The 25,124-nt window shown below is 36.8% G+C and carries 16 protein-coding genes and 1 pseudogene; 1 reads left to right on the top strand and 16 read right to left on the bottom strand.

Going from position 1 to position 25,124, the window contains the following annotated elements:
• Window positions 1–200: 200 nt before the first annotated feature.
• From SANK73390_RS07875 to SANK73390_RS07825, 11 genes are all read right to left on the bottom strand, one after another.
• A complete protein-coding gene (locus SANK73390_RS07875; RefSeq protein ID WP_462765216.1) occupies window positions 201–2,639 on the bottom strand; it encodes a S9 family peptidase in 2,439 nt (812 codons plus the stop codon).
• Window positions 2,632–5,040, bottom strand: coding sequence for an ABC transporter permease (locus tag SANK73390_RS07870; protein WP_462765214.1), 2,409 nt, complete (start codon window positions 5,038–5,040; stop codon window positions 2,632–2,634). Before SANK73390_RS07870 ends, SANK73390_RS07875 begins: the two co-directional genes overlap by 8 nt.
• Window positions 5,034–5,744, bottom strand: coding sequence for an ABC transporter ATP-binding protein (locus SANK73390_RS07865; protein ID WP_462765212.1), 711 nt, complete (start codon window positions 5,742–5,744; stop codon window positions 5,034–5,036). The genes SANK73390_RS07870 and SANK73390_RS07865 overlap by 7 nt, the downstream gene beginning before the upstream one ends.
• 10 nt (window positions 5,745–5,754) lie before the next feature.
• On the bottom strand, window positions 5,755–6,984 hold the full coding sequence (locus tag SANK73390_RS07860) for an efflux RND transporter periplasmic adaptor subunit (protein ID WP_462765210.1): 1,230 nt from the start codon (window positions 6,982–6,984) through the stop codon (window positions 5,755–5,757).
• Window positions 6,985–7,028: 44 nt separating this feature from the next.
• Window positions 7,029–9,128 (bottom strand): peptidase domain-containing ABC transporter, encoded by a 2,100-nt coding sequence (locus SANK73390_RS07855; RefSeq protein WP_462765208.1) that lies wholly within the window; start codon window positions 9,126–9,128, stop codon window positions 7,029–7,031.
• A gap of 5 nt (window positions 9,129–9,133) precedes the next feature.
• On the bottom strand, window positions 9,134–9,841 hold the full coding sequence (locus SANK73390_RS07850) for a hypothetical protein (RefSeq protein WP_462765206.1): 708 nt from the start codon (window positions 9,839–9,841) through the stop codon (window positions 9,134–9,136).
• Window positions 9,842–9,847: 6 nt separating this feature from the next.
• Window positions 9,848–10,870, bottom strand: coding sequence for a radical SAM protein (locus SANK73390_RS07845; RefSeq protein ID WP_462765204.1), 1,023 nt, complete (start codon window positions 10,868–10,870; stop codon window positions 9,848–9,850).
• A gap of 82 nt (window positions 10,871–10,952) precedes the next feature.
• Entirely contained in the window at window positions 10,953–11,126 is a 174-nt protein-coding gene (locus tag SANK73390_RS07840) for a hypothetical protein (protein ID WP_462765202.1), read from the bottom strand.
• Window positions 11,127–11,320: 194 nt separating this feature from the next.
• Window positions 11,321–11,503 carry a hypothetical protein gene (locus SANK73390_RS07835; RefSeq protein WP_462765200.1) on the bottom strand — a complete coding sequence of 61 codons (183 nt, stop codon included), beginning with the start codon at window positions 11,501–11,503 and terminating at the stop codon, window positions 11,321–11,323.
• A gap of 263 nt (window positions 11,504–11,766) precedes the next feature.
• Window positions 11,767–11,955 carry a helix-turn-helix transcriptional regulator gene (locus tag SANK73390_RS07830; protein WP_462765198.1) on the bottom strand — a complete coding sequence of 63 codons (189 nt, stop codon included), beginning with the start codon at window positions 11,953–11,955 and terminating at the stop codon, window positions 11,767–11,769.
• Between the two features lie 137 nt (window positions 11,956–12,092).
• Entirely contained in the window at window positions 12,093–12,446 is a 354-nt protein-coding gene (locus tag SANK73390_RS07825) for a hypothetical protein (protein WP_462765196.1), read from the bottom strand.
• Between the two features lie 640 nt (window positions 12,447–13,086).
• Between SANK73390_RS07825 and SANK73390_RS07820 the strand changes: the two are divergent.
• Window positions 13,087–13,260, top strand: a pseudogene (locus SANK73390_RS07820) (ISAs1-like element ISPsesp1 family transposase); the annotation flags it as partial.
• Window positions 13,261–13,577: 317 nt separating this feature from the next.
• Here SANK73390_RS07820 and SANK73390_RS07815 read toward each other — a convergent pair.
• The 5 genes from SANK73390_RS07815 to SANK73390_RS07795 all read right to left on the bottom strand — a co-directional run bounded on the left by SANK73390_RS07815 (window position 13,578) and on the right by SANK73390_RS07795 (window position 25,123).
• Window positions 13,578–14,393: a hypothetical protein gene (locus SANK73390_RS07815; RefSeq protein ID WP_462765194.1), complete on the bottom strand. Its 816-nt coding sequence runs from the start codon at window positions 14,391–14,393 to the stop codon at window positions 13,578–13,580.
• Between the two features lie 40 nt (window positions 14,394–14,433).
• Window positions 14,434–15,120 carry a TolB family protein gene (locus tag SANK73390_RS07810; RefSeq protein WP_462765192.1) on the bottom strand — a complete coding sequence of 229 codons (687 nt, stop codon included), beginning with the start codon at window positions 15,118–15,120 and terminating at the stop codon, window positions 14,434–14,436.
• A gap of 203 nt (window positions 15,121–15,323) precedes the next feature.
• Complete coding sequence (locus tag SANK73390_RS07805; RefSeq protein ID WP_462765190.1) at window positions 15,324–15,758, bottom strand: winged helix-turn-helix domain-containing protein; 435 nt, start codon at window positions 15,756–15,758, stop codon at window positions 15,324–15,326.
• Between the two features lie 859 nt (window positions 15,759–16,617).
• Complete coding sequence (locus SANK73390_RS07800) at window positions 16,618–20,001, bottom strand: AAA domain-containing protein (protein WP_462765188.1); 3,384 nt, start codon at window positions 19,999–20,001, stop codon at window positions 16,618–16,620.
• A gap of 1 nt (window position 20,002) precedes the next feature.
• On the bottom strand, window positions 20,003–25,123 hold the full coding sequence (locus SANK73390_RS07795; RefSeq protein ID WP_462765186.1) for a hypothetical protein: 5,121 nt from the start codon (window positions 25,121–25,123) through the stop codon (window positions 20,003–20,005).
• Window position 25,124 lies beyond the last annotated feature (1 nt).

Below are 25,124 nucleotides of genomic sequence, written 5' to 3'. Positions count from 1 at the left end.
TGAGTCACACCTTTGCCATTTGGCTCTAACAACATTACTTAAGTGTTGTACACGTGTGGCTAAAACTCAAGTTATAGAACAATGTCGTAGGGCAATTAAAGCGAAAGGATATCACTATCATGTAATTAGATGTTGTACCAAAAAGCCTTACTACTTGAGTTAATTAACCAAGTAGTTCTATCACCAAAATTATGTTGCATTCACCCACTCTCTTTTAAATGACGGCTCAACCATTGTGACTGCTCTTGCAACACTTTAATTAAACTTTCTCTAGCTTGATAGCTATGCCCCTCATAAGGGAGCATTAATAGCCTGGATGTACCTCCCGTTGCCTGCAATGCCTCGAACATACGCTGCGATTGTTCAGGATGTGTTCCTGAGTTTTGATCATTTTCCCCATGGATCAAAAGTAACGGTTCATTGATTCTATCCGCATATAAAAAAGGAGACATTTTTAAGTAAACTTCTTTAGCCTGCCAAAACGTTCTTTTTTCTCCCTGAAATCCAAACGGAGTTAAGCTTCTATTAAATGCGCCACTTTTAGCGATGCCTGCGCGAAATAAATCAGTATGAGCAAGCAAGTTTGCAACACTAAATGCACCATAAGAGTGACCAACAACCGCTAATCGATTAATATCAATTTTTCCAGACTCTTCTAGCGCCAATACAGCTGCATGTGCACCACTGACTAACTGTTCGACAAAAGTATCGTTGGCATTGTCTCCGCCGAGAATTGGCATACCCATTAACTCAAAAACAGCATAACCTTCACTTAATGCGACTCTTGGACTCATAGGGTGAATCGAAGTATACAAGTTATTCGTGGTTCTTCTTTGTGAACTTGCCTTGGAAGATTTATACTCTTTAGGATAAACCCAAACAACTGCGGGTAACTTTTTTGATTTTAGCAACTGACTTTCATTGCCTTTAAAACGATTATTGTCAGGCAAATGTAATACCCCAGATAAATCAACCCCATCTTTGCGTTTGAAGTTTAACTCTATTGTAGAAATGTTTTGCAAAGACACTGGCAAGTCTTCAAAATGACTATCTTGAAAAAATACAGATGCTTTAGCCAGCTTGTTACCCGTGCGAGTAATGACATGTGGCTTAATCTTCTTTGCCTGTTTCGATAAGAAAACAACTGGTTCTTCACTAGGTAGAAGATAAACCGGCTGTTCATGCATTTCTTTGCTACTTTGGAACAACCTTGTTTTTCTTAAAGGATTAAATTTAAGTTCATCGAGAAATGGACGCTTTCCTTCTTTAGTCTGACCATTACCCATAAAGTAAATTTCTCTATTTGGGCCCTCTATTAATGATGGCCCACTATATGATGTATTAGTAATAATAGGATCACCAATATCAGCATAATTATTTTTATAGTTTCGCTGATCAAGCAAAGTAAGCTCTGTTGGAGTTTTATAATCAAACCGCCAAGTCCTCAATTGCTGACCGTCATATTTCCAATCAAAAAAGACAGCCTGCCCTGATGCTGACCATTTAAGATCAAAAAGACGCCATTGAACATCTAGGAGCACCTCTTTATCGCCATTAAAAGGACCTTTCCATTGCCATAACCTATCGTGAACATTTATATTTTTGCCCATATCCCCACCATCTGTTGCTTCAAACCAAGCTAACGTAGCAGGCTTAAAAGGTAGCCAATGGGCTTTACGGCTTCCGATTACTGTCGCATCTTTTCCTTTCGGTAAGTTAATGGCATCAGTCTGTATGGGCAACTGAGCAACAAACAAGTGACGCTTCAATGACCAAACCAGATATTTACGCGCCATTTTTTTAAAAGGCGCATCAGATGGCAAACTCTCGTTTAAACTGCTTATTAACAAGTAGTTCCCATCAGGAGATGGTACAAAACTTTCAACTAATTGCGGTTTTGTGAGTAGCTTATATTGACCTGTCATGTCAATTTTAATAATTGCGCTATGCAGTAAGTTTTTAAACTTCTTTTTCTCAGTCTCAGTTCTAAGTAGCCCTTTATACGTTCGCCGGCCATGATATTCCCCTTGCGTACTTTTGGTTACAAACTCCACCACTGGCGCTTCAGTACTATTAATAGTATCTATATCAGTTAAGCTTGTTTTAGCATAAATGAATTGGCCATCAGCAGACCAACTCATATGTTTATCACCCAAACGTGCAAAAAGATTGACTTTAGATAACTGTTTCATTGTTTGATTAAATAGGCTGTATATCCAAAGTTGCGCGCCATCCACAGAGTCCACTAACAGCGCGATTTTACGTCCGTCAGGTGACCATAAGTAATTTATAAGTTCTCCCTGTGTAACTTTGATACTATTGCTTTGGTTGGTCTGTACATTTTTGATTGTTAAATGGCTATAGCGAGTACTATCCAGTTGAACTTCTTTATTGAGGTTTATACGCAAGCCAGCCATAGTCAGCTGTGGCTGCGACAATACCGAAATTGATTTAAAAGAGCTTCTGTGTGCAATTATGACATTTTGCTGATCAGGTGAAAAAGACAAGTCTTGATAACTTGTATCTTCTAGTATTCGCAACCACTTATCTGATATTGGCTCCTGAGCTTTAACTACACCCACCCAGGAGTTTAAGATAATTAAACTAAAACATAGAATTGATAAGCAAAGCTTATTCATTTCGCAATGCCTTAATTGGATCTGTTGACAATATTTTACGGATTGGTAAATAACTACACATAGCTATGAATAAAAATAATGACACCAAAATAAATACAATGTGTAACCAACTTGGTTCATAACTCATATCTGGCAATGAACGAACATATGAAAAGCAAAAAAAGATCACTGAAAAGCCGAATATAAAACTTGCACCAACAGGAGAACTTAGCTCCTGCATCTCAGACAGTACCAACTTATCCCTATCAGCTCCCATCGCCATTTTCACACCCATATCATAACGCTTCATCCGCATCATATAATTAACAATGCCTAATATACCCGCCATCACCATAATAAGAGAAACAAGCGCAATAACCGCAGATAAAAATGCAGAAATAATATGCTTTTTACGTAAATCATCAAACTGTGTTTGTAATGAGTCCTGCTGCGCTAAATCTAAACGGGGATCGACCTCAAGAAGTTGTTGCAACATTTGTTTATCACTAAACTCAACATCAGGTTCAGTAGAGAGTAAATATGCATTTTGCCTGCTTCCTGCATACTGAAGAGGAAAATAAACCTCATCCACTTCATAATGCTGTGCGCCTGGAGTGTACGTATTTTCAACCACTCCAATCACTTCATGTAGATCACCCGTACTACTAAGCGCTATTTTTGTGCCAATTACAGAACTTTGTGGACTTGACTGAAACTTTCTAGCCAAACGCTCATTCAGTAAAACAGGGAAGTGTTTCGTTTCTTTATCTGTATGGTTAAAGTCAGCACCTGATATTTTTATACCCAGCTGTTCAAAATATCCAGTTTCTACACCCGTTCTGCGCGCAGACGAAATAACTTGATATTTATCGTCATACACTCTATCCATGTTAAGGGGATTAGGAATACGTGGCATCGATGTCTGCTTTACAGAAAGTACACCAGGTAATTGAGCTAATTTAGTGACAATGTCTCTGTTTGCAGCAACTCTTGCTGATTTAGTCTCAATTTCAGAAAAATTAACCACGACTGACCAGCGTGCATCCTTATTATCTACCCCTGTAGGCCTAAGAGCTTCATCAAGTGTAACTTTCAAGGTAGTAAAAGCCGCAACTAAGGTGACAACAGAAAACATAATTTGTAACCCAATAAGTAGATGCCCAGTGCCTTTACTAAATTGCTTACTAGTACCTTTACCGCTGGTTTGTAAATTAGACTTGAGGTTATCTTCTTTAACCCCTTTTAATTCCACTAAAGTCAGTACAGCAGCAATGACCAAAGTGCTAACAACTGCAAAAAGCAGTATATTAAAATTGAGTGACAAAGCATCCAGCCTAGGCAACATGCCTTGTGCAACCGTTTGAATCAAATTGAAACTTATTTGCGTCATAATAAGTGCAAGTACCACAGCACCGCCAACCACACTGCAACTATGAATAAAAACCTCTTTGAACAAAGCATGGCTGGATGCACCAAATGCATAAGAAATAGCCATTTGAAAGGAGCGAGACACTGAACGTGCTAATTGCATACTTGAGATGTTTACAAGTGTAATAAATGTAAGCAGCAAAGCCCCAGACACCAACATAATAATGATTTCACCGCTATCACCCCGAATAGCTTGAGGTAAGTTAATCAAGTTCGCGGAAAGTATGAATTGGCTAGCGACTTGTGGTGTATTGAGCTCAGCCGCTTGTTTCATTAAAGTAGCAATATTCTTTTTAGCAACATCAACTTGCTCTGTATTATTAAATCGCACTACCGCTTTTATTGCACCACCATAGCCAGGAAAATTACGTGGATTAAGTTGCTCATCCATATCTAATGGCACCCAAACTGCTTGATGAACATCTGTTAATTCAGGTAATACTAAGTGATCCGGCGTAACGCCTATAACGGTAAAGCTTCGACTATTTAAGCGAACTTGTTTCCCAATAATATCAGGGTCGCCGTGGTAGTGATTTTGCCAAGTTTGATAGCTCAATATAGCTGAAGGTTGTTTATTACCTATTTTTTCAGATTCATTAAAAAAACGCCCTAACAAAGGCTCAACTTGAAGTACGCTAAAAGTATTATGAGAAGCCATTAATACAGGTACTATTGGACGTGATTCTAAATCGTAAAGTTTATATTGAGACCATGGGAAATAAATCGCCATGTTTTTAAAGTTTTCATTGTTTTTTTGCAAATACAGTAAGTTCTGAGTGTTCGTTCCCCCCATTACTCGGTCTTGATATTCTAATGTCCCTTCAAGCCAAAACAGCTGTTCTACCTTTTGGTAAGGTAACTTTTCAAAAAACACCACATTTGTCAGGCTAAATACGCTAAACAGCACACTCAATGTTAACGACAAACTAACAATGATGGTAATATAATACTGTTTAGCTTTTTTAATACTCCTTAATTGCGCGCGATCTAACATGCTTGCTCCCTCAAAGGGTTCACGGAGGCTTCATGCGCAATACGACCATCTAATAAATTTATTTTCCGATCTGCCATATCTGCATATCTAGGATCATGAGTTACTAGGCAAATAGTCGCTCCTTGCTGATTGAGCTCTTTGAGGAGTTGCATAACAGCATCACCATTTTTTGTATCGAGATTACCCGTTGGCTCGTCGACCAATAAGATGCCAGAATCTGCCGCCAATGCTCTCGCAATAGATACCCTTTGTTGTTGACCGCCAGAAAGCTGACTTGGAAATAACTCTGCTTTGTCGGCCAAGCCAACTTTGTCTAAACATTCTCTGGCTCTGATATGGCGCTTACTGGTAGAGTCCCCTTTATATTTAAGAGGTAATGCTACGTTATCTAAAACAGTAAACTCATCAATTAGGTTAAAAGATTGAAAAACAATCCCTACACGACGGCTTCTTAAATTAGCTCTTTGTTTGGCATCCATGTCTGATACCTGCATACCATCTATGTAATACTCCCCCTTATCAGGTGTATCCAATAGCGCCATAATATTTAACAATGTCGACTTACCACAGCCAGAGGGCCCAGTGATAGATACATATTCGCCGTCATAAACTGAAAAACTGACCCCTTTTAAAATCGCTGTCGTTTTTTGTCCTGAAGAAAATGATTTTTCTATATTGTTAATTTTTAGTACTTCAGTGTTCATTTTCATTCCTTTAATTTTTTAAAACGATTTCATTAACTTCATCAGACAGGTCAAGTTTAGATATCACGATTCGATCTCCTGGCTTTACACCAGATACAACCTCGATCAATTTACCCGACACTTTACCAAATTGAATATCCACCCGCATGGCTCTATTATCAGAAACTAATTTAAATACACGAGCCACTTTGCTTTCATGAGCAAAACTCGGCTTAGTGATAAACTGTACCTGACTACGTGATTTGGCTAATATAGTGGCATCTACCATTTGTTTTGGCCTGATCCCCTCACTGAGATTTTCAGGCAGCTGAATATCAACCTGCACTGAACCATCGGCAACAACTGGGTCAACTCGCATAACTAGACCTGTCACTATGCCACGCCTAGAATCAATATCTGCTTGAGCACCAGGCTCAATTAAATGAGCCTGTAGCTGGGGTACTTTTACTTCTGCAATCAGCGGCGACATACTACCAACCAAAGCTAGCTCTCCACCTATTTCAACTGTTTGTCCTAGCTCTATCGGCAGCCTTTGCAATACACCAGCAATGCCAGCTTTTACTGATAGTGTTGCTAATTGCTCTTTAACCGCTTCAAACTCAGCTCTGGCTTGAGCGATTAACTCATCTTGAATAATGAGGTACTCGTTATGTACTTCTTTTAATTTGGCCAGCTTATTTTTTTCAAGCTCTACTCTTTCAAAAAACTGCTTAGCCTTAAGCTTACTGCGCGCAAATTGCATTCCAGATACCACGCCTGATTGCGCCAAATCTTGCTCAGCTTTAACTTGCAATGCGGCAATTTCAGCCTCAGCTCTTAACGATGCAAAATTTGACTCGTGATCTAACACTTCCCTTTGTTGCTCCAAATTAAGCTGACGCCGTTTAGTTTTTGTATTTTGTAAACGGGCTAAAGATTGCTTAAATTCAGCTTCTAGACTGGGATTTTTTAGCGTGAGAATAACGGTGTCAGGCATTACTTCTGCGCCCGGTTTTAATTTTATATCATCCACTATGGCACTACTGCTTGCAGTAATAAGTCGCTGATTAAGAGATTCTAAAGTACCATAACCATTAATTTGGATTGAAAAATCTCCCGATTGCACAGTGGCAATCTTAATATTATTGGCATTTATATTCTGTGCTGAGTCTGAGTAACCCACCTTCCAGCCACTGAGTATCAATACACCCGATATAGCAAATAGTAGGCTGTAAACCCACTTTGAAATATTACTTTTCATTTAATATGCCCTTTCTAATTTCTGTAACTTCATCCATTAACAACTTACAAATCCCTATTAACCAATTCCGCCAAATCGATAACACGATCTGCCACTGCAATGGTTTCTTGTCGGTGAGCAATACTAATTCGCGTAATTTTTTTGCTTTTTAGATAGGTATTCACCTGTTTTTCCGTATTTACATCCAAATGGCTTGTGGCTTCATCAAGGAAGAGTATTTTCGGCTCACTATAAAACGCCCTAGCAAGTAAAATTCGTTGCTTTTGTCCACCTGATAAATTGCTACCTAAGTCCCCAACTTGAGTATGCAGACCCATCGGCATCGCTTGAATTTCCTGCCAGATAAATGCTCCCTGAGCGGCCTCTTTTACTTTTTCAATATTAGGGGTAGGTTCAAAAAAGCTGATATTTTCAATGAGCGAACCATTAAATAACTGGTCGTTTTGCATCACGGATGCCGTCATTGATCGAAAATTACGTATTCCTATGGCCTTTATCGACTGACCATCAATAACATAGCTCCCCTGTTGAGGTTGAATTAACCCCATCATCAGTTTTAACAAGGTAGACTTACCCAGCCCAGAACGACCAGTAATCACCACCGACTCACCTGCCTTCACCTTAAAGCTCAGCCCCTGAAAGAGCCATGGTGCAGATGAACTGTAGCGAAAGTACAAATCTTGTACTTCTACTTTGCCACTCATGGCTATGCTATGTGATAAAACTCCACCGCTATCTTGTTCTTTTTCTTGCAAAACTATATCAGACATACGTCTTAAATAGGTTGTCGCTAATTTAAATTTAGAAAGATGTTCAACTAATGATTGCGCGCTGTCGGCAAACTGTTGGCGATATGCTAAAAAAGCTAAAAAAACGCCTAAACTCAAGCCCCCATCGATAATTGCCTGCGCACCAATTAAAATAATAAGTAAATACTCCACTTTGCTTAAAAAGTCTTTTGAAGTCATAGCTGCTATACTTATTTTTTCACGCTCAATGTTTGCATTAGTAGAATCAGCAAATAAATTCATCCACGTAGCAAGGCGATTACTTTCTTTGACATAGCATTTAATGGGCATAATGGCCCTAATTGTCTCAATAAAGTGCGAGTTTTCTTTTGCCTGCCGGGTAAGCACATGCTCAAGACATTCACTTTCCTTTGCGGTTAAAATAAACCGCACAGTATAAATAGTCACTAATGACAGCAATGAAATGAATGCCAAATCTGATTGGTAAGAAAACATCAAAAACAGCGTTGTCGCACCTAGTAGGCCATCGACTACAGCAGTTATAAATCCTCGGCTGATGATCCTTTGCACTTCATTAAAAGCTTCAAATCTCGACTTAATATCTCCTACGTGACGAGCCTCAAAAAAAGATAAGGGCAAATGCAATAGGTGCCTTTGTATATTTGCTTTGACCTGAAACCCCAGTGATTTATCTAAGTACATAATGGCAGCTGCTCGCAATACCTTACTCAACGTAGCGAGAAATGTGACTAATATAAAACCGCCAAAGAACCATAGTAGCAAGTCAGGTTGAGATTGGTTTACACCTTGATCAATTACCAAGCGAATATAATATGGAGAGATCAACAAAAAACCTTGTACCAACACTGCCACCAAAAAGATCTTCAGTAATGAATGTCCTAACCCTTCAACCTGTCCAATAAAGCTGCGTAAAGGCACTTTTAACCTTTCGTCTTTTATTTGAAAATCACTGTTTGGTGTAAGCTCGATAGCTATACCCGTAAAGGCGTCAGATACTTCATTCCAATCAACTTTGCGTTTACCTTTTGCTGGGTCATGGATGACAATACCTTTTCGATTAACCGAAGCTAAAGTAACAAAATGATTAAAGTTCCAATGTAAAACTGCCGGCGTTTTTAACTTACTGAGTTGACCCAAATCTAACTTTAATACTCGACCGGTCAAATTCAGATCATCCGCTACGGCTATCATTTGCTTGACCGTCATCCCTTGCATACCCGCTGGGTATTTATGCCGCATTGCAAGCATATTGGTTCTATGCCCATAATAACTAGCAACCATAGCAACACAGGTGATACCACACTCGGCGACTTCACTTTGTACATAACTGGGTAACTTATTTGAGCCAAACTCTAGATAGTCAGATAATTGCATGCTAATCACCTCAACAAGCTTAGTAAGTTCTTTGAATTCTCTTTCACCCTAAGGTAGGTTTGCGTTTGAGGTCTTAGCAACTCATAATTAATACTGCCTTCAAAGGCAATACCAACTTTAATACCTTTACCTTCAATATAATTACCAATTAAAGTGCTGATGACTCCAGCTTCTCTAATATCTTGATTCATAATTACCACTTTTTGACCCAGCTCAATATTTTTTCGCGGTTTTTCAGTTATCCAAAAATAGTAGGTTGCATTGCCATCGTTTGACTTATAGAGCACATAACCTAGTGGCTGATATGGACGAATGACTTTACCTGGCGTAGCAGCATGAAAATATAACCCTTGCATGCTGGTTAACAGTTGCTCTGCAATAACGGGTTCACCATTGTCATTAAAATACTTAAGACTCACCAGCGCTTGATTTCGATCCACATACACTTTGTCACCAGCCAGTTGTTGTAAAATAACGGCAGGTTTAGATGAAACAACTGGATTAAAGTTATCTGAGCTGACTTTTAATGAATAGTTTTGTTCACTTGAGAGCGGCCAATATGCCATCCCTGAAATACAAACCAAAGAAAACACCAGTAGATAAATAACAGCTTTACTTAACGTTTTTGGTTGCTCAATCACCGCGAGTCCAAACTCTTGGCTTTGATATTGTTGCCTAAGGGCTTCCTTACGAAAAAGCTTTAACGATGACATTGGCAATTAACCCAGTTTTTTAACTGGGATATCCCCAATTGTACTATTATTTTTCATGTATGAATGAGGGCAGCCCATTTGCCAGCTGTCTAGTGTTGAAAAGCCTTTAATCCAAGTGCCGTAATGTTGATTATTAATCGATAATGTACCATCCGGGTTAATCTTACCCACGTTATTGATATCATCCTTTAACGCAACAGTGCATTTATTTAAGTTTCCATTAGCCCTAATTGCTAAAGAGTTAGGCTTAGAGGCATAGCAAATATAATGCCCTACGCTTTTTTTATTAAGGTGATATTTTTTATTTAACTCAAAAACCAACTCAGCCGCACTTTTTTTAGCTATCAACTTGCTGATATTTGTTTGTTGTTGTTCGTTTCCACCCAAATTTTCAATCGCTTTAAAAAACAATTTAAACCGAGTGTCCTGCTGTAAATATTGCTCATATAAATCACAAAAACTTACAACACTTCCCTGATTCAAATCAGTTACATGAACTCTTAAGGTTATAGAAAAATCTAAGTCGGTTTTGGCGGCATCAATTAACCTTTGCCATATTTTTTTAAAACTTCCTCTACCATTTCGGGTAATTCGTGTTTGGTCATGTGACTCTTGGTCGCCATCAATTGAAATTTGAAATGAATTTTGATTCAATGAAACTAATTGAGTCAATGTTTTTATATCTAATAAAAGACCATTGGTAGTTAAATCTCCCTGAAGAATACAATTATGTTCTTCTGCCAATACCTTTGTATGTTTTGCAATATCAAAAATGATATTTTTAGCTAATAAAGGTTCACCACCAAACCAATTTAATAAAATTTTTTTTGACTTTGGCACTTTTGAAGAAATCAAAATCTTAGTTGCATTAACTAACCAATCAGGCATTTTTCCAATTTCAAAATCTTCATAACAATATACGCAACGAAAATTACACTGCTCTGTTGGAAACAAGATTAAATTAAAAAGCTCATTTGAAAGCGAGTTTACTAAAGCTGTTTTTCCAAAACCTTTAACTAATTCATCCATTTTTAACAACCCACCATCATCATTATATCTGGTTTAGTATCATCCAAACCAGATATAGGAAAATCAAAAACAAACATTAATTTTAACAAGCAACGTTAATTTCATTTATTTGACAACCATTATTGCCCTCTTCTTCAAGCTCTTCTGGGTTAACACCACCAGCTATTTCTGAAAGAAGCTCTTGACTTACTTCTACATCACCACTTTCACTAAGTACAATTTCATTTGAATCGATGTTTTCTAAAGTTTTTTTCATAATGTTCACCATATCTATTTAAGTTAAGTTTAAACCCTGATTAAACAGGACAACTAAATTTAAACAAATATCACCTTCTTTTTTAACTAGCAAAAGTATTAGGTATATAAAAATTAAAACAAAGGATTAAAAATAAGATATATAAAATATTTGATATCTAAAAACAATGGAATTAGCTAACCAGAAAAGCATTCTTATTTAATTTCATAGTCAACATCAATGTTCTCATCGCTTATTTCACAAATAATAGATTCTGGAGACAACATCCCCCCCACTACATCATCTAATTCATCTAACGAGGTAACTTCAAAAAAACCTTCGCTTGTTCTTACTGCGGCTATTTTTGTGAGTGAGTTTTCGTTTTTATTAACATGCATTGCTATCTCCTTATTATTGTGAGTATGAGCCACCTAGTTACTGCCAAATGTAGGTCTGTTCTATCTACTCTCTAAACAGTACGTGAATTACACACAAGTAACGATAAAATGAGCGAAACTTATTTGTGACCAATTTGCTACCAAATTATTTGATTAACTATCAATAAGTTGAAGTTTATTTATAAAACATGCTTCACTAAGAAAAATTATCATAAAACTTACTGCTATCTAAACAAGTTGAAACTATCCGAGCCCCCGCTGATTTATACGCCCCCTTGAAGCAGGTATTTTGCGATAGCTTGTTGACGATTAACGCTTTGTGTTTTTTCGATACAATTTGCAAGATGAAAGTTAACCGTTGCCTGTGAAATATTCAAAATCTGACTGATCTCCCACGATGTTTTACCCTCGCAAGCCCATTGAATGCATTCTCGCTCTCTCTTTGTCATCATGTTTACTCGGCTATTACTGGTACGTTTATATGCCTGATAAAGATACGGTGCAATAATAAGCCAAAACCAGCCTATTTTTTCAGCTACTTGATTTATACCTTGCTGTGCCTTGCGAGATAAATTTAGGACTACCGCCCCTATTTCATTACCCCCCCCTTAACGGGTACTAACAAGGTACTTTTATAAATCGCCAAATACTCAAAACTTGTACTTTCATCAATCTCTGGGGTTATATCAACCAGCATATTAGGCTTTATATTTAAGGTGCAGTAAGATTTAATACCATTCTCTTTGCTAAATTTTCCTATTAAAAAATCAGGAATCTGTCCCAGCATTTCTAGCTCATAACTGGTGGTGGTAATAGGCTTAAAAATAAGCATCCCACTCCAATTATAATTACTTTCATCAACCAGAGTTTCAAAAAACTGGCAAAGCTCTCTATTTGATTTAATTAGCTCTAACTGACGTACTAAGGATTCTATTTTTTTCATTTTATAAAAATTTCACATAATTTAGGAATGTGACGGCAAGAGCCACCTAGAGTATCAATATTAATGCCCTCACTGTGACCTAAAGCAGGAAAAAGCAAAACTACTGATAGGATTATTGGATTAATAACTTTAAAAACACATGGTAAATATTTTTTATTTTTAACTTTCATCGCTCATTTCTCTTTAATGTTTCGTATTTTAGAGATTTTTATCTATTGACGGTGTAACCAAAACGACCATGCAGTGACTTTTTTCATACAGTAATGAAACTAAATTATAACCTTCATTTATCTTATTAATTCAGCGTCTAAGAAAACTATTCTTTGGCAAAGCTCTTGCAACTCAAAAAGTGTAGCTGAGGTTAGTCGAATCAGGGCAGGATCACACTTCGTGAATAAACACTATTTATGCTCTAATACTATAAATTTCATTATCTTAAACTCACTATGTCATTCTTCTCACATTTAGAACTCGTTAAGGACTATCACTTACATATAAATCAGAGTCATAACTTAGCTGATGTGTTTATTCTCATTATTACAGCCGCTACATCGGGGTGTGAAAACTCGCAAAACATTGAATTACATAGTGAAATAAGCTTGATTTGTTAAGAGGGTTTCGTTCTTTAAAAAATGGCATTAAAGAATATGCCTATCAAATACATGAGTCACTAAGTGCGCAACTTATAGCACTATTTAAAGGCGTCGTTAGGCAGATAGTCAAACAACATACTAAAAGCAGGAGCTCAATAAGAAGTTCTTGTGTAAGAGCTTGTTATGATGATGCTTTTAGGGAAGAACTTTGGTTTGGTTAATATCTTTAACAAAGTGTGCTCGCGTCCTTTTAGTCGAACGATGATAGATATGTGATTTCGCTATCGACTTCAAAACCCCATTCATCATAGAAACAACGGGCTTGAATGAAAACTTTAACAATTGTTACGACAAAAAATACGTAAAAGGGCTGTTTTACGAACCGTGGTAGGCAAGCAGGTTACGCACATCGAGCAAGTCCGAGAAGACACTTCAGTCACAGGCACCCAGCGGTCATATTCAAAAAGTTACGCAACGTTGCTTAATTTAGAGAGAGGCGCACTTCGGTTTGAGTTTCCCCTCTAGTTAGTAACGCTTTTCATCTCCACTCAAATACTTTAATTATTTTGGTTTTTGGTACTTTTTTATTGGCAATTAGAACCTGAGTTCCCTCTGAATTAATACTGAAGCGAGGTGAAAACTCAGCACCATTGACTTTATTTGAGCTCATTGTCTTGGTCTTTATGTTAAACTTATTAAAAAAAGTATTCCTAAAATTAAACTTACTCCAATACAAAATAGAGTTGTGTACATACCAGCGTGTATTAATATCTAACGCTAACCGTACGTTTAATGGCTCACTCTTTTTAGATTGACTATCGTATCGATAAACATTGTCTTGCTCATCCACCAAAATAAAACCAGTATCCGTTTGACGCGCAGATTTATAACCAGAGATTATTACCTTATGGGTATTTGTGAGTATATCGAAAGACTTTACTTGCCAGCCCTGGCTCGTTTGATCACTATAGATAACTTGTTTAAAATCAGTCGAAAAAGCAATGTCTCCAGAAGGAGATTGCTCTTTATCCGTAAAATACAATATTTTGTTATTTTCTAAATTTAGCAATAATGGCACCCCTCCCATCTTAAATAAAATCCATTTACCATTAGCAGTAGCTTGATACAACTCAATTCTTTGTTGAGTTCTAAGGTGAGTTATACTTTTATCACCTTTAACCGAGCTTATGATGTAATTCTCTCCCTGTTTTTTTAAAATAAGTTTATCATTGGCTTCACCAATGTATATAGCTTGCAATGTATCAAAATCAGTCGCAAAAAAACGCCTTACCTCAAGACTAAATTCAGGTAAATCAACTTCATGAAACAAGCTTGTTCTTGATGGGTTTGTCAAAAGTATAAGCGCCCCATTACTTTGCAAACGAAAAGCGTGATTACCATGGAAAAATTTCACCATTTAAAACGTTTTTTTGGCCATCTCTAATATCCATTAAAAACATTTTTTCCTCATCCATCACTAGTAACCGACTAACATCCAGCCACTGTATGCCATAAATAGGCGTATCATGGTAAAAGCGCTTATTCACACTGGGCGTTACTAAATCACGAATAGAAATTTGTTGCTCACCAAATTTACCCTGAAAAGTTACATACGCTAATTTTTGATTATCAGGTGACACACTAGTCACATAATCATGAAAATCTTTTTGAATTGGATTTGTTACCTCTTGAGTAGATTTTTCTTTAAAATCATAAAAGTACAACTTCTCATTGTTACCTTTATTTTTCACTGCATTAAAATAAAGGCCGGAGTTATCCGGTGCCACATTAAGAACAAAAGTCATATAATAACCCGAAACGATGCTTTCTGCCTTGGGTTGATCACTATCATCAGCTAATGGTATCCGCTTAATTGAGGAGTTGCCTATTCTAAAGTCACTAAAAAAAACATTCTTATTATCAAGTGATAACGCAACCTGAAGGGCATGGTTTTCTCCTACTGATAATTGCCGCACTTTGCCACTTAATAAGTCAGCTAAAAAAACCTGAGCTCCGGGCATGCCTGTCATACGAGCGTTAAAAACCAATAAGGCACCATCTTGACTCACATCAATGTCCATTTTTTCACCGGGAAAATCTAAAACCACTTGTGAGTTGGCAATATTCCGCTTTGGTAAATAACTAATTAAATAGTAAGACAGGAGCGAAGCAGACAAAAATAGGCACGTAATAATTAAATACTTTCTCTTTACTAAAGCAGCAGAAAATGTGCGCCGTTTAAAAGAAAACGTGTTATTTTTTTTACTCTCAAGTGTTGAACGGTCTACATGGGGGGTAAATGAGCAGCAGTATGCGTGTTTAGTTTTTCTTCAGGTGGCTTTAAAGCTAAGCTTTTAGATTTTATATCTAAATTAATCACTTGAATATCATGAATAAATTTATATCCACGTTTAGATACAGACTTGATATAAGAAGACTCTTTAACATCATCTCCCAATAGCACTCGTAGTTTACTAATTGCTCTGCGAACAGCTGCATCACTAACCACGCGCCCATGCCAAATTTGATCGTGTAATTCTTGTAATTGAATATAGCGATCATTATTTTCACAAAAGTAAACCAATACATCGAATACCTTTGGTTCAATAATTATCTCACAGTCATTCTTATATAGCGCTTTTTGTTTGACCGATAAAACAAATAAACCAAATTGATATGCTGTGACTTTGTCACTACAGCTTGCTGTGGCATCAAACATACCGAATCTTAGACTCCATTAGCCAAAATCATCCCTAAAACAGATACGCAGCACCTTAACAAAAAATAACATTAAAGGATAATATTTTTACAACTAATAAATCTTATAGGTTAAAAACTCTAGCCTTGTCGAGCCGTTCAACCTTGATGTATACCTTTTTCTAAATAGCAGCATGCTTTTAACCACAGTATTTAATTGAAAGCTTCTGATACCAGTTTTTGAAATATTGACCAATTCTAGTGCGTGTTGATCTTTGAGTTAAACATCTCATGAACTTCGTTATACCAATCTGCAATAATACTCAATTATTTTAAGGGACTAAACCTAACGCTAGCTGCGTTAAAAATTTATTTTTTAAAAAACGGAATAACAAAATTACCGTCTGCCTATATGAACATAGCTACCTAGGCTGTAGCAAGGTGTAAGAGCATGGCTATCACCAAGGCTTCATTGCCTCATAATAGATAAGCTTAATTGTGCGCATTGGTATTACAAATTGCTTATGTTGAATAACAAAAATAAAAAAGGGCTTGTATAAACAAGCCCTTAATAATTTTAATCTACAATTTTTATTTATGTATTCCTAAAATGGTAGTTAACACAACAAAACAATAACACATTGTTTTCATTGGGCTAATCAGTTCTTTTTGTTGCTTTTGTAAAGTTAACATTAGAAACAATCCATATTTAACTAGAATACCTCTTTCCTAACTTTACATTTTATCTCAACTACACAATTGAAACCAAGCTATCAAACATATGTACTAAAATTTAACTTTTAAAGACGTAATGTTGTTTATATACTAGTTGTTACACCTTCGATAAGTTAAACCCCCACTCCTGTACTTTCTAGCATGAGTTAGCCAAAATCAAAGTTAATAGCGCTAGCTTTTTCTACGGCTCTAGTCTCTGTTAAATGATCATCAATTAAACGGGCGTCTTGCCTCTTAAACTCTTCTAAGTTTGCATAGCATTGCATCCCACCGTTTTGTAGGACAGACGATAATGTGCCTTTGGACCAATCCTTTTGATTACCAATAACAAGTAGATGATGTTGAGCACGTGTGACGGCAACGTTTAATAAATTTGGCTTGCTATTTACCCACGTAATGCCTCCTTGTTTGTTGCGAATATTGGAAGCTGATGTGCATAGAATAACAGTGGATGCCTCTTTACCTTGAAACGTATGAACGGTTCCAATGTTATGCTCAGAGAAAGACTCTACATCTAATCCAGCTTTATCGGCACCAAAAGCACTTTGCATCCAACTGTGATTAAAAGAGTCATTACAAGCTGCTTTCCACTGAAGTTTCAGCTCGCGCCTCATAATCGAAAAAGGTGTAATAATATAAACCCCACCTTGAACCATATCAGGATGCTCTTCTACTAAAAATTTCACTAAATCTAGAGCAGTACTCACCTCAAGCGAATTTGCATACCCAGCTTTTTTTATATCTTCTGCATCTTCATTAACGTTGATCCAACCACTTTGAATCGCGTTCCAGCCAAATGGCTTGCTAGCCAAAACCATTTTATCATCATAAGCAATCCTATTTGCTATCGAGAACATTGGTTCCGTGCAGCGTCGATGTACAAGCAGTGGAATCCCAACTTTTCGCTCCCCAATTTTTGCTATGTATTTTCCAGCTTTATCAGCAATTGATTGGGCAGAATTAGAACTAATTAAATAATCGTCCCCCCAGCAATGATTACCATCTTCTTTTGATATGGGAAAAAAGTCTTCAGCAATTGCTAAATCAACTGACGAAGGCATAGTTACAACTGGTTCCAATTGTATGGGATCTCCGACGAAAATTGCCTGTCGACTTCTTTGTAACAACCCAGCAACGTGATAATTTACGGCCTGACCGGACTCATCAAACATTACCAACCCGAATCCTTCCTTTTTTTGCATTAGCTTAAATTGATTTTCAACCGATGATAACGACGTGCTGACCACTGGAAAAAACAAAAACAAAATAGACCATAGTTGCTGATGCTCAGGAGTGCTCTCATTTGTTTCAAGGTACCCATCAATTAGCTCATCGAGTTTGTCCCAATGCTTAGAAAGTTGACTTGCAGTACACTCTAGTATCGCTTCGTTTAAAGCTAATGCCGCTATAAACAACTGGCTTCTGCGCCCATTGAGTTCAGAGCTACCCAAGGGAGAAGATAATTGAAGTCGTTTTTCCGCCTCTTTTTCTGATTCTTTGCCAATTGGTGAATAAAACCGTGTACCTACTAAGTGCTTATTTTGATCCAATTTAAATTCTTGGTTGTCTTTCGTTAATACTTTTGAAACTCTAGCTAGCTTTTCATTAAAGTTTTTTTGGGCAATATCTAAATTTTTTGTCAAATGCTTGCTATAAAGCTTTTTACCAAACCACTGTTTTTTAAAAGCTTCCAATGCTTCTATCGATAACTTCCATTGTTGCTCATTCAGCCCTTTCCAGCTTGCAGAGAATTGCTCAACAGTTAGTTCATTGCTCTGGACTTTTTGCAGCGCTGAAGAAAATGGTTTAAAAAACTCTTGGTACTTCTGATTTGCATGGCACTCTTGTAAGTCTCCAATTATTAGTGATATTTTTTTATTATTTTTCCAATCACTGACAAACTGATTAAAAACTTCATCAGCTTTTTCGGGTCCTTTTTTCTTTAGCAAGTTAACGAGAAATTGAAGCTGTAAATAATCCTTAATATTTCGAAAATGATCTTTCAATTTAGATAATTGCTCTTTGAAAGAACGACGATTGCTAGAGTTTCCTAATACCGCACAAAACAATCCCCAATCACCTTCCGGAGCGATACTTTGAAAGTGCTTTATTGTGTCACTATATTGTTCTGGTAACTTACTTAATGATGGTAGCTCTTTTGATATATTTTCAACCGCTTTGTTGTTGCTTGATGCAACAACCATACTGTATTGCATAATTGTAGCGATGCTTTCGCTATCAGAAAGCCACTCTTCTTTTTTGCAAAGTTCACTAAGGTTTTTAGTACGGGTAACAAATCTATCTGCGATTACATCTTTTAGTAATGTGGTTTTCCCTGTTCCCGGTGGACCATTTACAGCCACAATTGGGTTTTCTGAAAAATCTATAGATACATTAACAGCAACCGATTGAAGTAAACTGAGACCATAATCTGGGTTTTCTGGCCAGCGACCTTTAATCAGTTTATTGGTCAGTGGCCAAAACAACTCACCTTGATTAACAGCATTGCCAATTTCAGTTTGTTTTTTTCTACCGAGCAGATAGGCTTGCAATGGCTTAGATAAACCACGAACACCTTTCTTCCCAACTAAAGATATAGCTCGCTCAAGATCATCAACAAAAAATGGACCTAGCTGTTGATTTTCATTGCCTTCTGGATAGTAGCAGTAGCGCCAACGGAAGGTCACCGCCCCACTTTTTAACTCACTAGGCTGATCCAATTTATCAGCAAATCGGCTTTCAATTGGCTGGCACTGATTCAGCATAAATTTTCTTGCACCTTCATCAGGCCAAAATTGTTCTGCTATCTTTCTATTAAGATGTATTATCTTTTTCTGAAGCTCTTCTGTATCTAGTCCGTTACCTTCATCTTCTGGACTTAGTTCTTTATGAAGCATGGACTCAATTTCTTTCATCCTTGCTTCTACCCAATCAGATAGACTCATCGAATCAGGAATTGAACTACGACAACGTCGATATAGTGTCCTAATTGTCGCCAAGTTGATTACAAGATCTTCAGCATCTTCTGAACGCGTCCATTTGATTTGATTTGTTTCATTGTCCCATTTAGGTATTAAAGCTTGTGCGACTAAATAAGTTCTCGGTGTTATGTAATTTGGATGTTTTTCATCGCTTTTAGCTATATATCCAGCTATATGGCACTGAAACATAACGAATAAGCGGCTATCTTTATTAAATTTTAACTTGCCTGCATGAATTTTTTTGGGAGCTTGCAGCCCCCATGAATTAGAAAAATCATCAGCAGGTTCGCTAATAAGTTGCTTTTTATAATCCATTGGACATTCAGGTAAGTCGAACAATTCTGTATCTAACCAGTAATTCAAAATGCGTTCACAACGCAATTTATCTTTCAACTCATGCTCTTGGTTATTTGTTACTTTTGAGGTTACCCGATTCTTAGAAGTAGTATCTCTCTGTACTACACTATTTATAATAGTGGAGGTTTCTGCGAGTATCTCTTTTTTTCTACCAAATAATGCTGTTAATACGCTTTTAAGAATCCCTTTCATACTACTTTCCTACTTTAATTTTTCTGGACCTGATCAAATGTTCACTAAGGTAATAAGCCCTTGCAGAACCAGTTTCAACAATACCTGTCAGCAAGAGTAAGCAAATATCGTACATTTTACGGCTAAGCATACCTCTATTCTCTATCTGCAAATATCGTCCAACCGACATTTCTAAATAAAAAGCTGTGTTTATTTGCTTAGCTATCAATTGTGGATTAGCAGAAAACTTTTCCGCTAACACCTGAATACCTTTGTCAAAAAAGACATCGTGGAAGTTGTAAATTAAGGAGGATAGGGCTTCAAATACATGACTGTTATTAGAAGATTTTTTTGCAAAGTCTAACAAATAACTAGCTCCCCGATTCATGTCCTTTTCTTCATTTTCATGCCCTTGCCAAGGGCAGTCTGCGTACAACATTCCACGAAGTAATATATTTAAATCATTCTGTAAACCCATGTACCTATCATTTACATCATTCAAGGCAATCTTATGTGCTTCTGGCGCAAGTAAAGACCATAGTGACCATATGGCATCGTAATCATCTTCTTTTTCCACAGCGACATGATATGACAATGTTAACGAATAAATAAAGCTCGGTGCTTTTGGACACCCCAAGACCAATAACTCTTTAAAGGGCATAAAATTATTATTTCTTGAATAAATAACATGCTCAGAAAGGCAATCTTGCATCTGTTTTTTTATGTCATGATTTATTTTTTCATCACCACTTGAACGATGATTTTGATATTCAGTATCAAATACAAAACTCACTAACCTGTTAACCAACTGAATCTGAATATCATCCGTAGTACAATATGGAACCATTAACATTGGTAAATGAAGAAACCATGAACAGTGGCTTTCCAAAGAAATATCGTTAACAGAAAGCTTAAATTTTCCATCAACTAATTCATTGCGAAATGTTGTTATAAGAGCATTCCATTTTTCGATAGCTGCTTGCAACTCATCACCTTGTAGATGATAAAACCTACGTACCATACTATCTTCTCTTCGTAACCTAGCATACTCAACTATTCCACCTATACAACGGGATGCTAATTCAGCGTCTCTTGACCAAAGAAATTCCCTTACGCCCTTAGCAGCATAAGCACTAACATTAAGGTTCTCATGTGTTAACGCTGTGGCCAAAGCAAACTTCAAATGCTCTTCTTGTTCTGAACCTAGCTCTAAATCAAATAATTTAGGCAGAACAAATGCACACGCCCCAGAGCCATAATAATCAGTCTTATCATGGGCTGTTGTTCCATCCATATTATCTGCGTGCATAAATATTGACTCTAGGATAACTCCTAGGCACCACTCTTTATCTCCATCACTTAAGTTCAAAAGGTCATCTCTAACACAAACAGCAGCAACAGTTGTGATTGTACCAACCGCCATATCGGCAAAGCTGTGAATTTCACCTTTTTGAAAGGAAATAAGTAATTCTTTTGCTGCTATTATTGCATCTTGATATGAAGAGAAATATTTTTCTTCGAGTAATTTCTCTTCGAATAATTTTCGTCCCCATAAATTTAAACTAGTTACGGTGTTATCAATTGCATGTTTTTCATTAAACTCTTGTTGATCTTGCTTTAAATCTGCCGGAAGGTCAGGCGAGCTTTGAAGCAATATTCGATCATTATCTTTGTCTTCAACAGCCTCCCAAGTCCTTGTATCAACTCGGTGTACCATATACCGAAGGTTTTTTTCATTACGAGCCGTCGCTTCACTTGTCAAATCATCGACAATTTTTAAAGCGTCATCCCTTAGGTCATTTACGAACTGAAGCCTTGTTAATAAGGTTTCTAATGACTCTTTTCTCCATGGTCTAAGTGCAGCTTCTCTTCTCTCTTCTATGTAGATTTTCGACAATACATCTCTATCAAGGCCAAAGAAATGCATTTCATTTCCGCCCATTTCTTGCGTCATTCGAATCAAATCTAAATGATATAAATCAGCAGTTTTCAGTAAAGGTAATGCTGCTTTCCCTACTTTATTAGGGAATCCTGTAGCCACCGAAGATAAAACAGATGTAGGCATTACAGAGTTACTCTTTCTCAGCAAGTAATCATAAATCCATTCTATTTCATTGTTCTCGCGACTCTTATCAATATATTCAACTAACCAATTCTCCAGTGCCATAAGCCCGCACTGTAGCAGGTAAGGCAACGTAGACTGTCCTCGATAGCCTTTCCAAAGGTGAGGTGACGCATACTGCTTAACTATTGTGCCATCATAGAGTGTTATATCTACTTGCTTTACGACTGTTTCATAGGCATAAATAGTGTCTTCTTCATTATCATAAGGTTTAGCAAATTCAGATTCCGAATATTTTTGTGCCGTTAGATTGCATAGCTTGATAATAAAATCTAACGCTAGTCTAGGTTTTGACTGGAGAAGATACTTAAAAGGTCCTTTAGAACCACTTGCAGGAAAAAAATCTCGTTCTTTATCTAAACCAAAAGATTCTTCAACATCTATTCGGCTATAAGAACCGTAACCAAATTCATCTTTTTCTGGTTTTTGCAATAACCATTCGTGCAATGAAAGTTTAACAACAAAGTCAGGGTTACGTTTACACAACATAGGTACATTAGTGCCTACAAGGGCCAAACTCGTCAGCTCGTCAACATAGCTTAATCTTCTTGGCTTTACCTTGGATATGAAAACATCCTGCTCCATTAATTCATCAAATTTTTCTTTAACTGCTGTTGAAACTTTTAATAGAGCATTAAGTATCTTTTTTCGTCGCCCTTCATCACGATAAAAATCTTTAACCTGTTCAAGCAGCCATATACTCAACAAGCCAACTTTGTGAGACGCTTTTGGCAGATCATCATATATATTAATGAGACCACACCATTCATTTATCACCTCAACAACTTGATTATTCATAGAGTTGCTCAAATCGTGCTTAACTTCATAAATAAAATTAAACAGTGCTTCCCAACCATTACCATAGGGTTGCAAAAACAAAGGCTTTAACATCCCTGATTTTTCATCTTTAATCAGTAAATCGTTATATAGTGAGTTTGGTCTTTGGCAGGTTATTCTGAGAATAAAACAAAAGCGGATCAGTAACGCACAATCATCTTTTACAAGTTGAGACTTTAGAGAGTAGAGAAAGCCTTCTGGCGAGCAATGTTGCATGATCGCTGCAATAGCCTCATCCTTCCAGTAACTTTCTATACCATCCGTGGTTAATACTTCTTCAACAAATTCATTAATTGCATCATCAGATTTTAATTTCCTATATAGCCATAACCTAAAGGCCCTACTGATTGCTGGTTCATTACCAATAGTTAATAAAAAATTAACTAAGTCATGTGAATTTTCAACGTATTCACTCTCAATGTATTCTTCTAATGCCCAATCCTCTAATACATCGTGCATTGGACTGATAGTGGCAGACCTCTGGTCACGGTGAATTAAATGATCTTCTTCCAATTTCGCAACGACTTCAGGATCAAACTCACGAGCTCTGATACCAAACAGCATTTTTTCCGCACGTTGTTTTGCAATATTAATGAAAGTTGTCCTTCGTTTATCCGGCATTCCTGATTTTCTATCTGTCTCTTTTGAAATCACTGTTGCCCAAACAGTATTTCTAAAATCGACTTCAGTATCACCAGATTTAAATTGTGCGCCATTTCCAATGGCTCTTACTGCAATCTCAATAAAAAATGGTACTTTAAGTAATTCAGCTAACGAATCATTAGATATTAGCTCTGTTAGCTCAGGAATATGCTCACAGACTTGGATAACTTGATCCGTAGTAAGCCCCTCTATATTTACACTGTCAAACTGGATAGCACTAGGTTGAAGATAATTAAAAGTAAGTTGTTGATATGCATAATCACGGCCCGTAGCAATAATAGTCCAACCCGCTTGTCTTTTTATGTATTGAAGTAAATCCACAAATGCATCTTGATAATTTAGCTCTAAAACTTTTTCTAGAGATTCAATAACAAGTATTTTTTCTTTAAGTAACGAGAAGTACCCTTCAATCTGCACTAACGTGGAATTCATTCCGATAGATGTAAATACATCGTTAAGATGACTTTTATCTAAGTCTTCAGCTCTTAAATAGAAAACAGGAACATCTTTACCTTTCGTTGAGATAAAGTCTTTGACAACTCCAGATTTGCCAACACCTCTAGCACCAGTAACAAAAAGAAAGTCATTAACCTCGTACAGCACAGATATTTCTGCAATCTGCTCAACCCTTTCTATATGAAAACCATTAATAGTGTTCGATATTCCATCAAATATATGGTCGCCACGCTCTTTAAGTTTTAAGAAATCATTTTCAAAACTTACTCTACTTGACGACCCAAATAGTAATTTAACTTCTTTGGGGGCATTATCTTGAGTTAGAACCCCTGCATTCTGGTTAATCTCTTGCACACAAGTAACCAACTTAGCTAAAACTAGGGATGGTGATTCATCTGTATAACATTGAATTAAAGAGCACAGTAAGTTTGCGACAACTGAATATTTAGCATCTAAATCTAAAGAAATAACCTGAAATATCTTTAAGAAACGCCATAATTCATCATCAGTAATAGCATTCCCTTCGTTAGCGTTAGTTAGTTGTGTCCTAAATATATCTATTCTTTTAATCTTCGCGTCACTGGTAAAGCCTTTGGTTTTTGATTTTTTTATAAAGTCAGCAGAGTCTGATGAATACTTAGCCCACTCAAGTATTGGAAGGGTATTATTAACATCTAACTTGGGTAACACTCCTGTAATCAGTGCTATCGAATCATTTTCAATACTAAAATCGGTGCTATTAAAATCTTTCCATGCACTGTTAATAACTTCCGCAAACATTGAATCAATAGATTCACTTATAGTTATTTCATGCTTAATCTGCGCATAAAGCTTACTTTCGTTATTATTTCTATCTGTCGCAACTAGAACAAAATCATCAGTATTTATACCTTCATATTTGTTCTGAAACTTCAGTTTTTTGCCTTTCATATTTTGTGATAAACAAGGCATACAAGATTTTGTTAACAGTGAGAGGGCAAAAGCGGCTTGAACCCTTGTTTCAAAATTGACACCACCTCCTCCAGTAGAAAATGGATTGCTTTGTTTCTTTAACTCCGAACTCATT

This window comes from Pseudoalteromonas sp. SANK 73390 (assembly GCF_054966645.1).
This window is presented reverse-complemented; position numbering and strand designations above follow the sequence as displayed.